This window comes from Streptomyces sp. NPDC033180 (assembly GCF_055577645.1).
This window is the reverse complement of the sequence record NZ_JBVIPU010000004.1, coordinates 400,060-412,651: the sequence shown is the minus strand read 5'-3', so window position 1 is coordinate 412,651 and position 12,592 is coordinate 400,060. Positions and strand designations below refer to the sequence as shown.

11 protein-coding genes are annotated in these 12,592 nt (G+C 69.4%); 2 read left to right on the top strand and 9 right to left on the bottom strand.

What is annotated here, in order from left to right; genetic code table 11:
* Positions 1-91: 91 nt before the first annotated feature.
* Genes ruvX through ACZ5WE_RS15860 form a run of 4 tightly spaced genes read right to left on the bottom strand, consistent with a single transcriptional unit; the run spans position 92 to position 4,098 of the window.
* Positions 92-556, bottom strand: coding sequence for a Holliday junction resolvase RuvX (ruvX, locus tag ACZ5WE_RS15875; protein ID WP_453739086.1), 465 nt, complete (start codon positions 554-556; stop codon positions 92-94).
* Positions 557-576: 20 nt separating this feature from the next.
* On the bottom strand, positions 577-3,246 hold the full coding sequence (gene alaS / locus ACZ5WE_RS15870; RefSeq protein ID WP_467686464.1) for an alanine--tRNA ligase: 2,670 nt from the start codon (positions 3,244-3,246) through the stop codon (positions 577-579).
* Positions 3,246-3,620, bottom strand: coding sequence for a DUF6167 family protein (locus ACZ5WE_RS15865; RefSeq protein ID WP_467686466.1), 375 nt, complete (start codon positions 3,618-3,620; stop codon positions 3,246-3,248). Before ACZ5WE_RS15865 ends, alaS begins: the two co-directional genes overlap by 1 nt.
* A 7-nt stretch (positions 3,621-3,627) precedes the next feature.
* Positions 3,628-4,098 (bottom strand): DUF948 domain-containing protein, encoded by a 471-nt coding sequence (locus ACZ5WE_RS15860; protein ID WP_467686468.1) that lies wholly within the window; start codon positions 4,096-4,098, stop codon positions 3,628-3,630.
* A gap of 139 nt (positions 4,099-4,237) precedes the next feature.
* Between ACZ5WE_RS15860 and ACZ5WE_RS15855 the strand changes: the two genes are divergently transcribed.
* Complete coding sequence (locus ACZ5WE_RS15855; RefSeq protein ID WP_467686470.1) at positions 4,238-6,418, top strand: ATP-binding protein; 2,181 nt, start codon at positions 4,238-4,240, stop codon at positions 6,416-6,418.
* On the opposite strand, the gene rpsD is transcribed toward ACZ5WE_RS15855, so the two are convergent.
* The 5 genes from rpsD to ACZ5WE_RS15830 form a co-directional block, all read right to left on the bottom strand.
* On the bottom strand, positions 6,406-7,020 hold the full coding sequence (gene rpsD, locus ACZ5WE_RS15850) for a 30S ribosomal protein S4 (RefSeq protein WP_160503779.1): 615 nt from the start codon (positions 7,018-7,020) through the stop codon (positions 6,406-6,408). The genes ACZ5WE_RS15855 and rpsD overlap by 13 nt on opposite strands.
* Positions 7,021-7,401: 381 nt before the next feature.
* Positions 7,402-8,751 (bottom strand): replication-associated recombination protein A, encoded by a 1,350-nt coding sequence (locus tag ACZ5WE_RS15845; protein ID WP_467686473.1) that lies wholly within the window; start codon positions 8,749-8,751, stop codon positions 7,402-7,404.
* 44 nt (positions 8,752-8,795) lie between these two features.
* Positions 8,796-9,449, bottom strand: coding sequence for a vitamin K epoxide reductase family protein (locus ACZ5WE_RS15840; protein WP_467686474.1), 654 nt, complete (start codon positions 9,447-9,449; stop codon positions 8,796-8,798).
* Between the two features lie 143 nt (positions 9,450-9,592).
* On the bottom strand, positions 9,593-10,855 hold the full coding sequence (gene hisS / locus ACZ5WE_RS15835; RefSeq protein ID WP_467686476.1) for a histidine--tRNA ligase: 1,263 nt from the start codon (positions 10,853-10,855) through the stop codon (positions 9,593-9,595).
* A gap of 13 nt (positions 10,856-10,868) precedes the next feature.
* Positions 10,869-11,573 (bottom strand): MBL fold metallo-hydrolase, encoded by a 705-nt coding sequence (locus ACZ5WE_RS15830; protein ID WP_467686478.1) that lies wholly within the window; start codon positions 11,571-11,573, stop codon positions 10,869-10,871.
* A 146-nt stretch (positions 11,574-11,719) separates the two neighbouring features.
* Between ACZ5WE_RS15830 and ACZ5WE_RS15825 the strand changes: the two genes are divergently transcribed.
* Positions 11,720-12,541 (top strand): peptidylprolyl isomerase, encoded by an 822-nt coding sequence (locus tag ACZ5WE_RS15825; protein ID WP_467686480.1) that lies wholly within the window; start codon positions 11,720-11,722, stop codon positions 12,539-12,541.
* Positions 12,542-12,592 lie beyond the last annotated feature (51 nt).

Sequence of the window (12,592 nt, the reverse complement as noted above, 5' to 3'; positions counted from 1 at the left end):
TCTGAGTGGGAGGGCAACCGTTCCGCCTCTTGATGCTGTGCGGCAGCTGTTCGAACACCGCCGCATCGCGCGGAACGTTACCGTATCGCGATCAGATGACCACTTCGACGCCCTCGCCCGGAGCTTTACCTGACGCCCGTTCGGACTCCAGTGCCTGCTGAAGGATGATGACGGCCGCCGCCTGATCGATGACAGACCTGCCCTTTTTGGACTTCACGCCCGAGGCACGCAGCCCCTGACTGGCCGTCACTGTGGTCATCCTCTCGTCCACGAGCCTCACCGAAATGGGGGCGACCAAGCGGGCGAGGTCCTGGACGAACGCGCGGATCTTGGCGGCCGCCGGGCCCTCGCCCCCGTTGAGGGAGCGAGGGAGACCGACGACGATCTCGATCGGTTCGTACTCGTCGACGAGCTGCTTCAACCGGCGCTGTGCTGCCGGAACATCGCGTCCCGGCACCGTCTCCACCGGAGTGGCGAGGATCCCGTCGGGGTCGCACGACGCGACCCCGATCCGGGCGTCACCGACGTCGATGGCCAGACGCCGACCCCTGCGCATGCCCACTGCAGAGTCGTCCATCAGGCCGTCTCTGCCACGAGGCGCTCGACGGCGGCCATGGCGTCACCGATGGCCGCGGCGTTCTGGCCGCCGCCCTGGGCGACGTCCGGCTTGCCGCCGCCACCGCCACCGAGGGTCTTGGCGGCCGTACGGACGAGGTCGCCGGCCTTGAGGCCGCGCTCGCGGGCGGCTTCGTTCGTGGCGATGACCGTCAGCGGGCGGCCATTGGCCGTGGTGAACAGGGCCACGACGGCCGGGCGGTCGCCCGGGATGCGGTGGCGTACGTCGAGGACCAGCTTGCGCAGGTCGTCGGCGCCCGTGCCGTCCGGCACCTGGCCGGTGGCCAGCGCGACACCTCGTACGTCCTTGGCGGACTCGACGAGACCGGCGGCGGCCGCGAGGACCTTCTCCGCGCGGAACTTCTCGATCTCCTTCTCGGCGTCCTTCAGCTTGCCGAGCATGGCGGAGACCTTCTCGGGCAGCTCCTCGGAGCGGCCCTTGACCAGCTCCTGGAGCTGGGCGACGACCGTGTGCTCCTTGGCGAGGAAGTTGTACGCGTCGACGCCGACGAGGGCTTCGATGCGGCGCACGCCCGAACCGATGGACGACTCGCCGAGCAGCTTGACCAGGCCGAGCTGGGCGGTGTTGTGGACGTGCGTGCCGCCGCACAGCTCCTTGGAGAAGTCGCCGATGGTGACGACGCGGACCCGCTCGCCGTACTTCTCACCGAACTCGGCGATCGCGCCCTGCTTCTTGGCGTCGTCGATCGACATGACCTCGGCCTGGACGTCGAGTTCGTGCGCGAGGACTTCGTTGATCTTCTGCTCGACGTCCGTCATGACGGCCGTGGGCACGGCGGACGGGGAGCCGAAGTCGAAGCGGAAGCGACCGGGCTGGTTCTCGGAACCGGCCTGGGCAGCCGTCGGGCCGAGCGCGTCGCGCAGCGCCTGGTGCGTGAGGTGCGTGGCGGAGTGGGCGCGGGCGATGGCACGGCGGCGGTGCACGTCGATCGAGGCCCAGACCTGGTCGCCGACGGTGATCTCGCCGACCTGGACGACACCCTTGTGGACGTGCACGCCGGGGACCGGCTTCTGCACGTCACGGATCTCGACGACCGCCCCGTTGTCGAGGCGGATCCGGCCGGAGTCGGCGATCTGGCCGCCGCCCTCGGCGTAGAAGGGGGTGCGGTCGAGGACGACCTCGACCTCGTCGCCCTCGCGGGCGGCGGGGGACGAGGCGCCGTTGACCAGGAGGCCGACGATCACGGCCTCGTTCTCGGTGAGGGTGTAGCCGGTGAAGTCCGTGGCGCCGGAGTTGTCGGCGATCTCGCGGTAGGCGTGCAGATCGGCGTGACCGGTCTTCTTGGCCTGGGCATCGGCCTTGGCCCGCTCCCGCTGCTCCTTCATCAGGCGCCGGAAGCCGTCCTCGTCCACGGTCAGGCCCTGTTCGGCGGCCATCTCCAGGGTGAGGTCGATCGGGAAGCCCCACGTGTCGTGCAGCAGGAACGCCTTGTCGCCGGCCAGGACCTTGCCGCCGGCGGCCTTGGTCTCGGTGACGGCGGTGTCGAGGATGTTCGTGCCGCCCTTGAGGGCCTTGAGGAAGGCGGCCTCTTCGGCGAGGGCGACGGTCTCGATGCGCTTGCGGTCGGTCTCGAGCTCGGGGTACTGCTCACCCATCGACTTGATGACCGTGTCGACGAGTTCCAGGGCGACCGGGCCGGTGGCACCCATCAGACGCATGTTGCGGATGGCGCGGCGCATGATGCGGCGCAGCACATAGCCCCGGCCTTCGTTGCCGGGCGTGACGCCGTCGCCGATGAGCATCACGGACGTGCGCATGTGGTCGGCGACCACGCGCAGGGAGACGTCCGAACCCTGCTCGGCGCCGTAGCGGACGCCGGTGAGCTCGGTGGCCTTGTCCATGACGACGCGCAGGGTGTCGGTCTCGTACATGTTCTGTACGCCCTGCAGGATCATGGCGAGGCGCTCGAGACCGAGGCCGGTGTCGATGTTCTTGCTGGGCAGCTCGCCGAGGATCTCGAAGTCCTCCTTCGAGGTGCCCTCGCCGCGCTCGTACTGCATGAAGACCAGGTTCCAGATCTCCACGTACCGCTCGTCGTTGACGGCCGGGCCGCCCTCGACGCCGAACTCGGGGCCGCGGTCGTAGTTGATCTCGGAGCAGGGGCCGCAGGGTCCGGGGACGCCCATGGACCAGTAGTTGTCCTTCTTGCCCAGGCGCTGGATGCGCTCGGCGGGGACGCCCACCTTCTCGCGCCAGATGGTCTCGGCCTCGTCGTCGTCGAGGTAGACCGTCACCCACAGGCGCTCGGGGTCGAGGCCGTAGCCCCCGTCCGCCACGGAGCTGGTGAGCAGCTCCCAGGCGTACTTGATGGCGCCTTCCTTGAAGTAGTCACCGAAGGAGAAGTTGCCGCACATCTGGAAGAACGTGCCGTGCCGCGTGGTCTTGCCGACCTCTTCGATGTCCGGCGTACGCACGCACTTCTGCACGCTCGTGGCGCGCGAGAACTGCGGCTTGACCTCACCCAGGAAGTAGGGCTTGAAGGGCACCATGCCCGCGGGGACGAGGAGCAGAGTCGGGTCGTCCGCGATGAGCGACGCCGAAGGGACGACGGTGTGCCCGCGCTCCTCGAAGAAGCTCAGCCAGCGGCGGCGAATCTCGGCCGACTCCATCAGTGGTCCTCATTCCGGTTGTACGAGTACTTCGTGTTCGAGAGGTACTTGCCCTGCTTGTTCTTGTCGGTCCTGCTTGACTTGCTGGTCTTGCTGTCCTCGATGGCCACGACCACGCGGCGCTGTCCGGGCAGTTCCGGGTCGACCGGGGCCTCCAGGCCCAGGGCCTCACCCAGTTCGGCCTCGCGCTGTGCCATGCCGTCGCGGACGTCGAGAGCGAAGTCCTTGAGTTTGTGACCTGCCTCGACCGCCTTGTTCGCGGCCTGCGCCGCGAGGCTCTCGGGGGTCAGCTGCTTGATCTTGCGGTTGACTTTGGTGGTGGCCCACACACCGGCAGCGGCGCCCGCGGTGAACCAGAACGTACGGCGGAACATCGCTGCGTCAGTCCTTCTTCCGCTTGCCCCGCCGCCGCGCTGAGGGGACGGTGCGCCCCACGATCACGGTACGTCGGGCGGTCGCCGGGGGCACATTGGTTGATTCGGGTCCTGCCTTGCGGCCCAGGGCCCTGCGCACCCCGTAACCGAACGCCGCGACCTTGACGAGGGGCCCGCCGAAGGTGGAGGCCACCGTCGTGGAGAGCGCCGACGCGTTCGACGTGACTTCCTGGACGTCCGACGCGATGGCGTCGACCCGCTCGATCTGCGTCTGCGCGGAGCGCACCGCGGTGGAGGCGTCCGCGAGGAGCGGGACGGCCTGCTCGGTCACTTCCGCGACGAGCTTGGTGGTCGCCCTGAGCGTCTGCGCCAACCTCACCAGCACCACGGCCAGGAAGGAGACCAGGATCGCCCAGAAGACGGCCACCAGGATCCCGGCCACCTCTCCACCGGACACTGTGCACCGCTCCCTGATCATCGGTCCCGAACATCGAAAAGTCGTCCCCCGACCCTATCGCGCCGGGGCGAAGGCTCCGCACCGCATTACCGTGCAGGGGCAGGGGAGTTACCTGAAGTGATTGTACGGACTGCTTACGGATGGGTACGCTCCGTATCTCATGCGACGCGATCAGGGCACCGGTAACCGTCGGGACGGCTCCCCAGCCCGCCCGCCGAGACCCGGCAACCTCCCTCTGGAGCTCAACGCCTTCGTCGGACGCACCGGCGAACTCGCCTCGCTCACCGCCGCGTTGAAGGCCGCACGCCTGGTCACGGTGACCGGGGTCGGCGGTGTCGGGAAGTCGCGCCTCGCCGTCCGGGCCGCCTGCCGTGCCGCGCCGCGGGGCGGGGCCTGGCTGGCGGAGCTCGCCGCGGTCAGGGACCCGGATCTGGTGGAGCACGCGGTCGCCGACGCGCTGCGTCTTACGGATCACACCCACCGCACGCCGCGCGATGTGCTGCTCGACCATCTCGCGGAGCGGGAAGTCCTCCTCGTCGTCGACGGGTTCGAGCACCTGGTGGAGGCGTGCGCGTCGCTGGTGGGGGATCTGCTGCACCACTCCCCCGGGCTCCGCGTGCTCGCGGTGGGGCGCCGGCCCCTCGACACCGGGGGCGAGCGGATCTTCCCGCTCGCACCGCTGCCCACCCCGGACGCGGCCGTCCTCTTCGCCGACCGTGCGGCGGCGGGGCTCCCCGGGTTCGCCCTGGACGAGGAGAACGAAGCCGATGTGGCGGAGCTCTGCCGCCGCCTCGACGGGATCCCGCTGGCCGTCGAGCTGGCGGCGGGGCGGCTGCGGGCGCTCTCGCCCGCTCAGCTCCTCGCCCGGCTCGACAACCGCTTCGCGCTGCTCACCGGGACGCGGCGCGACGCGCCGCCACGGCATCAGACCCTGCGGACCGCCATCGGCTGGAGCCACGAGCTGTGCACGGCGGGCGAGCGCCTGCTGTGGTCGCGGCTCTCGGTGTTCTGCGGTCCTTTCGACCTGGAGGCGGCGGAGTACATCTGCAGCGGCGACGGCCTGCACGCCGACGACGTCCTGGACGTGCTCGGCGAGCTGCTCGCGCAGTCCGTCGTGACCCGCGAGGAAGGGCCGACCGGCGTCCGCTACCGCATGCTCGACACGGTCCGGGCGTACGGCGCCGACTGGCTGGAGGCATCCGGCGACGCCGCGCGGATGCGGCGCAGGCACCGGGACTGGTACATGGGGCTCGCCACCTGGTGCGAGCTGGACTGGTTCTCGCCGCGCCAGGCGCGGGTAGCCGAGCTCGTCGACTGCGAACTGCCCAATCTGCGGGGCGCGTTGGAGCACTGCCTGACCGAGCCGGACGAGACGCATCTGGGCCAGTATCTGGCGGGCAGCCTGTGGTTCTACTGGGTGGGCTGCGGGCGGCTCGCTGAGGGGCGGCACTGGTTGGACCGCGCCCTGGAGCTGGACGGCGGCCACGACGAATCGCGCCTCAAGGCGCTGTGGGTGCTCGGTTACGTCGCGGTCCTGCAGGGCGACACCGTCGCCGCGCTCGCGGCTCTGCAGGAGTGCAAGGACGAGGCGGAACGTACCGGCAGCGCCATCGCGGCCGCGTACGCGGTGCACCGCATCGGCTGCCTCGCGCTCCTCAACGACGACATGGAGCGCGCGGAAACCTTGCTGCGCTCGGCCCTCGAGCAGTACCGCGAGATCGGCGAGCTCAACAGCAACGTCCTGATGGGCCAGGTCGAGCTGGCGATGGCGCTCGCCTTCCGCGGGGAGCTGGCCGACGCGGTGGAGCTCTGCGAGGACGTACGCCAGGTCTGCGAGGACCACGGCGAGCGCTGGACTCTCGCGTACGCACTGTATGTACTCGGCTTCGCGGCCTGGACGCGCGGCGAGGCCGCGACCGCACGTGATCTGGTCATGCGGTGCCTGGCCCTCGACCACGCCTTCAACGACCTGCTCGGTACGGTGCTCGCGATCGAGCTGCTCGCGCTGTTCACCGTGGTGGAGGGCGATGCGGCCGAGGCGGCGGTGCTGCAGGGCGCCGCGTCCCGCATCTGGCCTTCGGTGGGCCTTCCGCTGTTCGGCTCCGGGAACTTCGGCGGGCCGCACGCGCTGTGCGAGTCGCAGGCCCGAGAGCAGCTGGGCGACGCCCGCTACGAGGAGTGCGTGGCCGTCGGGGCCCGTCTCGCCCCGGACGCGGCGGTGACCCGCGCTCTGCGCACGGGCCCCAGCGATAACGCGAAAACCCGCCGCCTGCCCCACCACGAAGGGAGGGCGGGCGACGGGCTGAAGCAGGGAGAGCTACGTCCGGGTCAGCGGGCGTAGTACTCGACGACGAGCTGCTCGTCGCAGATCACGGGGATCTCCTTGCGGTTCGGGTCACGGTCCAGACGGAAGGCCAGGGCCTTCAGGTTCACCTGGAGGTAACGCGGGATCTCGCCGTCGGGGGCGAAGCCGCCCTCGCGGGAGACCTGGAACAGCGGCTTCTCGCGGCTGCGCTCGCGGACCATCACGACGTCGTCGGGACGGACACGGAACGACGGCTTGTCGACCTTGCCGCCGTTGACCTCGATGTGGCCGTGGCTGACCATCTGACGGGCCTGGTAGATCGTGCGGGCGATGCCCGAACGCAGGATCAGGGCGTCGAGACGGCGCTCGAGCTCGATGACCAGGGCCTCGCCGGTCTTGCCTTCGGCCTTCTTGGCGCGGTCGTAGGCACGGGCCATCTGCTTCTCGCTGATGTCGTACTGCGCGCGCAGACGCTGCTTCTCGAGCAGACGGACCTTGTAGTCCGAGTTCTGCTTGCGCCCACGGCCGTGCTCGCCCGGCGGGTAGGGGCGGGCCTCGAAGTACTTGACGGCCTTCGGGGTCAGCGCGATGCCGAGGGCACGCGACTTCTTGACCTTGGGGCGGGACTGGTTCGGCATGAACCAACCTCTCTGTTCATTGTGAAATCGGCTTCACCAGGGTTAGGGGAGGTCGCAATCCGCAGCCTGGGAAACCCATCGGATCCGGTGTTGCTGGATCCGGCGGGCAGCCGCTCCCTGGTCTGGGCACTATGTGCAGCACGCGAGTGGCCCACCGACCGCTTCCCGGAGTACGAGATGGTGGTGGGCTGCCCGCGACACCTTCGACGGTGCGCGACGCTCCTGGAGATCCCTGGACGGTGAGGTCCGGGGCTCCGGCTGGATGTCCCGTTCTGGTGGCGCCGGTACGAGACCGGACACGGGACGCAGCACTTCGGGCAAGTGTACCGGGTGGCGGGGGGTGCCTCAGCCGCAGGCCGCGATGGGCCGCGATGCGGTGCGCTACTCGCCCTTGAGGCGCTCCCGAACCCGCTCCACCACGTCGGCGTACCGCGCCTCGGCGCCGTAGCGCGTGGGTTGGTAGTAGCGCTTGGCTGCCACGGCGTCCGGTGCGTACTGCTGGGCCGCGATCGCGCCCGGCACGTCGTGCGGATACACATAGCCCTGGGCGTGGCCGAGCTTGGCCGCTCCCTTGTAGTGCCCGTCGCGCAGGTGGGGCGGGACGGGGCCCGCGAGGCCCGCGCGGACGTCCGCCTGGGCGGACTGGATGGCGATCGTCGCGGCGTTCGACTTCGGGGCAAGGGCGAGGGCGATCGTCGCGTGGCTGAGGGTGAGCGCTGCCTCCGGGAAGCCGATCATCGCGACGGCCTGGGCGGCGGCGACCGCGGTGGGCAGTGCCGTGGGGTCGGCGAGGCCGATGTCCTCGCTGGCGGAGATCATCAGGCGCCGTGCGATGAAGCGGGGGTCCTCGCCGGCCTCGATCATCCGGGCCAGATAGTGCAGGGCCGCGTCCACGTCCGATCCCCGGATGGACTTGATCAGGGCGCTCGCGACGTCGTAGTGCTGGTCGCCGTCACGGTCGTACTTCACGGCCGCGCGGTCGACCGACTCCTCCAGGGTCTGGAGGGTGATCTCCTTCTCCCCCTTGGCGAGGGCCGAGCCGGCGCCGGCCTCCAGGGCGGTGAGCGCGCGCCGGGCGTCGCCGCCGGAGATCCGCAGGAGATGCTCCTCGGTGTCCTGGGGCAGCTCCACCGCGCCGCCGAGGCCCCGCTCCTCGACGAGTGCCCGGCGCAGCAGACCGCGCAGGTCGTCGTCCGTGAGGGGTTCGAGCGTGAGGAGCAGGGAGCGGGACAGGAGCGGGGAGATGATCGAGAAGTACGGGTTCTCCGTCGTCGCCGCGATCAGCGTCACCCAGCGGTTCTCGACGGCGGGCAGCAGGGAGTCCTGCTGGGCCTTGCTGAAGCGATGGATCTCGTCCAGGAAGAGGACGGTCTCCTTGCCGTGGCCGCCCATCGCGCGCCGGGCGCCCTCGATGACCGCGCGGACTTCCTTCACACCGGCGGTGATCGCGGAGAGCTCCACGAAGCGCTTGTTCGTGGCCTTGGAGACCACGTAGGCGAGGGTCGTCTTGCCGATGCCCGGCGGCCCCCACAAGAACACCGACGACGGTCCCGCCGGTCCTCCGCCGCCCTCGCCGACCAGCCTCCGCAGGGGCGAGCCCTGCTTCAGCAGATGCTGCTGGCCGACGACTTCTTCCAGGGTGCGCGGGCGCATCCGGACGGCCAGGGGACTCGTCGAAGGGTCCTTCTCCTGGCGGTCCTCGGCGGCTGCGGTGAACAGGTCGGGCTCCACGGTTCGAACCCTACGTCAGCCCACTGACAATGCCCTCGGCGCTGTCAGCTGGTCCAGAAGTCCCACCAGCGCGTGAGGATCAGCATGCCGATGATGCCGACGTGCAGCACCGGAAGCACCCAGGTGAACTCGCCGAGGAACGTACGCAGCCAGGTGGGCGCGGGCAGGAAGCCGTTACGGACGTTGAACGAGGTCACGTACCAGAACATGGTGATCGTGGCGACCCAGGCCAGGCAGCACCACAGGCACAGCGAGTTGATCTCGTACAGCGACTGGTACTGCAGCCAGGTGCAGAAGCCGACCCCGAAGAGCGTGCCCGCGTTCAGCGTCAGCCAGTACCAGCGCGGGAAACGCGCACGGCCCAGCAGACTCATGCCGACACAGATCACGGCGGCGTACGCGGCAAGGCCCAGCATCGGGTTCGGGAAGCCGAACACCGACGCCTGCTCGCTCGTCATGATGTTGCCGCAGGAGACCACCGGATTGAGGCTGCAGCCCGGCGTGAAGTCCGGGTCCTCCAGGAGCTTGAACTTGTCCAGCGTGATGACCCACGCCGCGAGCAGCCCCGCCGCCCCCGTGATCACCAGAAGCAGCGCGAACGCACGACTCCCACCAGCACTGCGTGGCGCGTCCGCGTCCCTTCCCCCGTGATCGTGCTCGGAGGGGAGGCTGTCGCTTGCCGGGGTCGTCTTGCTCATCACGCCGTTCCGTCGCTAGGGGGCCTGGGGGCAGGGACATTGTGCCGCACGCACGCGGGCGTCCACCGTTCGATGAACATAAGGAGTTACGTGCGAAGGGCCCCGAGCGTTCGTTCGCCGGGACCCTCCGCCTGCGCGCGAGGCTAGGCCAGCTTCCCCTTGAGGACGGCCACGATGTCGTCCACCGCGACAGCACTCTGCTCGCCGGACTCCATGTCCTTCAGCTGTACGACGCCCTCGGCGAGATCCCGCTCGCCCGCGACGAGCGTGAAGCGCGCACCGCTGCGGTTGGCGTTCTTCATGGCTCCCTTGAGCCCCTTGCCGCCGTACGAGAAGTCCGCCGCGACGCCCGCCCTGCGCAGCTCCGTCACCTTGGAGAACAGGACCCGCCTGGCCTCCTCGCCGAGCGGTACGGCGAACACGCTGGTCGCCGAGGGCAGTTCGAGCTCCACGCCCTCCGCCTCCAGGGCCAGGACCGTGCGGTCCACGCCGAGTGCCCAGCCGACCGAGGGCAGCGAGGGGCCGCCGATCATCTCGGACAGGCCGTCGTAGCGACCGCCGCCGCCCACCGCGGACTGCGAGCCGAGGCCGTCGTGGACGAACTCGAAGGTGGTGCGGGTGTAGTAGTCAAGGCCGCGGACCAGCTTCGGGTCGTCCTCGTACGCGACGCCGTGCGAGGTCAGTAGCTCACGCACCTGCTCGTGGTACGTCTTGCACGCGTCGCACAGGTAGTCGCGCAGCATCGGGGCCCCGACCAGCTGCTTCTGGACGTCGTCGCGCTTGTCGTCGAGGACCCGCAGCGGGTTGATGTCGATACGTCGACGTGTCTCCTCGTCCAGGTCGAGCGCGCGCAGGAAGTCCTGCAGCGCGGCGCGGTAGACGGGGCGGCACTCCTTGTCGCCCAGCGAGTTCAGCAGGATGCGGAACTGCCGCAGACCGAGCGCGCGGTACGCCTGGTCCGCCAGGATGATCAACTCGGCGTCCAGGGCCGGGTCCTCCGCGCCGATCGCTTCCGCGCCGACCTGCGAGAAGTGGCGGTAGCGGCCCTTCTGCGGGCGCTCGTAGCGGTAGTACGAGCCGGAGTACCAGAGCTTGACCGGGAGGTTGCCCGCCTTGTGCAGGTTGGCCTCCAGGGCGGCGCGCAGCACGGATGCGGTGCCCTCGGGGCGCAGGGCGAGCTGGTCGCCGCCCTTGGTCTCGAAGGCGTACATCTCCTTGGAGACGATGTCGGTGGACTCGCCGACACCGCGCGAGAACAGCTCGACGTTCTCGAAGCCGGGCGTCTCCACGTATCCGTAACCGGAGTTCTTCAGCGGCGCGGAGATGGCCTCGCGCACCGCCAGGTACTTCGCCGAGTCCGGGGGCAGCAGGTCGTAAGTGCCCTTGGGGGCCTTGAAGGTGCTCACGGGTTTTCTCTCGTCACATTCCTCGTCGGGGAGCGTCGGCTCCCAGGCCGGCGGCCACCTGGCGCAGATACGGGTTGGTGGCGCGCTCACGGCCGATGGTCGTGTGCTCGTTGTGACCGGGCAGGACCACGGTCGAGTCGTCGAGCGGCAGGCACACCCGCGCCAGCGACTCGAACATGTCGCTCTGCGATCCGCCCGGCATGTCGGTGCGTCCGATGGAGCCGGCGAAGAGCAGGTCGCCCGAGAAGAACACCGAGGGGACCTCGGCGGACTCGGGGAGCTGGAACGTCACCGACCCCTTCGTATGCCCCGGCGCGTGCGCGACGGAGAAGTCGAGTCCCGCGAGCTTCAGCCGCGCTCCGTCGGCCAGCTCCTTGACGTCGGAGGGCTCCCCGACGGTCAGTTCGCCGAGCAGCTGCGCGCCGAGGGAACGGCCGATGGCCTTCTCCGGGTCGCTCATCATGTACCGGTCGTCGGGGTGGATCCACGCGGGCACGTCGTGCGCGCCGCAGACCGGGACGACCGAGGCGACATGGTCGATGTGGCCATGGGTGAGGACGACCGCGACGGGCTTGAGCCGATGCTTCTTGAGTGCTTCCTCGACTCCCTCGGCGGCCTGGTGGCCCGGGTCGATGATCACGCACTCCTCGCCTGCGGCGGGGGCGACCAAGTAGCAGTTGGTGCCCCAGGCCCCGGCGGGAAACCCGGCAATGAGCACGATCGTCCTTCGTTCGTCGTCCGGCGGAGGTGACCGCGCGGGATCGCGGCAGATCAGAGCCTACCGGCGCTCCCGATTCCACAGCTAACCCATATACGGTACGGGGCTAACAGAAGCGGTCATCCACGCAGAGGAGAGATCACCCGGTGGTCAGCAACGATCAGCGGCGGCGTCAGCTCGCCCGGGAGAAGTTCTTGCGGCAGCAGCAGCGCCGGGAGGCCGCGCGACGCAGGGCGCGGATGCGCAACGCGGTGATCGCCTCGGCGCTCGCGGTGGTGGTGGCCGGTGGCGCGGTGTCGTACGCGGCAGGCGCCTTCGACGACGACAGCAAGTCGGAGAACACGGCGAACGCGAACCCCACCACCAAGGCGGATCCCTGCGAGAAGCCCGCGGGCGGCAAGGTGAAGCCGCTCAGCTTCAAGAAGGAACCGAAGCTCACGATCGACAAGTCCGCCGACTACACGATGAAGCTCGCCACCACCTGCGGCGACATCGACCTGGACCTCTCGGCGGCCAAGGCTCCGCGCACGGTCAACTCCTTCAACTTCCTCCTGGACAAGGGCTATCTCGACCACACGAAGTGCCACCGGCTCGTCTCGGGCGGCATCTACGTCCTGCAGTGCGGCGACCCGAAGGGCACCGGCGAGGGCGGCCCCGGCTACTCGATCCCGGACGAGAACCTCAAGGACAAGAGCCTGAAGGGGAACGTGTATCCGGCGGGTACGGTCGCGATGGCCAACCAGTACAACGCCCAGGAGAAGAAGGGCCGTGACTCCGGTGGCAGTCAGTTCTTCCTGGTCTACCAGGACAGTCAGCTGCCGCCCGACTACACACCGTTCGGGACCATTTCCGATTCCGGGATGAAGGTGCTCAAGAAGATTGCCGACGCCGGTGAGAGCACCGGGCAGGGCGAGGGCGCCCCGAACGCGACGGTCGTCATCAACAAGGCGACCATGTCGAAATCCTGACCGCCCGCGGGCAAACTTCGGACGCGCGGGATGCGGACAGCCGCCCCGCCG

Bases quoted from the DNA above. Each gene is read 5' to 3' on its own strand.
- ruvX (WP_453739086.1), bottom strand. From the start codon at position 556: ATGCGCAGGGGTCGGCGTCTGGCCATCGACGTCGGTGACGCCCGGATC.
- alaS (WP_467686464.1), bottom strand. From the start codon at position 3,246: ATGGAGTCGGCCGAGATTCGCCGCCGCTGGCTGAGCTTCTTCGAGGAG.
- ACZ5WE_RS15865 (WP_467686466.1), bottom strand. From the start codon at position 3,620: ATGTTCCGCCGTACGTTCTGGTTCACCGCGGGCGCCGCTGCCGGTGTG.
- ACZ5WE_RS15860 (WP_467686468.1), bottom strand. From the start codon at position 4,098: ATGATCAGGGAGCGGTGCACAGTGTCCGGTGGAGAGGTGGCCGGGATC.
- ACZ5WE_RS15855 (WP_467686470.1), top strand. From the start codon at position 4,238: ATGCGACGCGATCAGGGCACCGGTAACCGTCGGGACGGCTCCCCAGCC.
- rpsD (WP_160503779.1), bottom strand. From the start codon at position 7,020: ATGCCGAACCAGTCCCGCCCCAAGGTCAAGAAGTCGCGTGCCCTCGGC.
- ACZ5WE_RS15840 (WP_467686474.1), bottom strand. From the start codon at position 9,449: ATGAGCAAGACGACCCCGGCAAGCGACAGCCTCCCCTCCGAGCACGAT.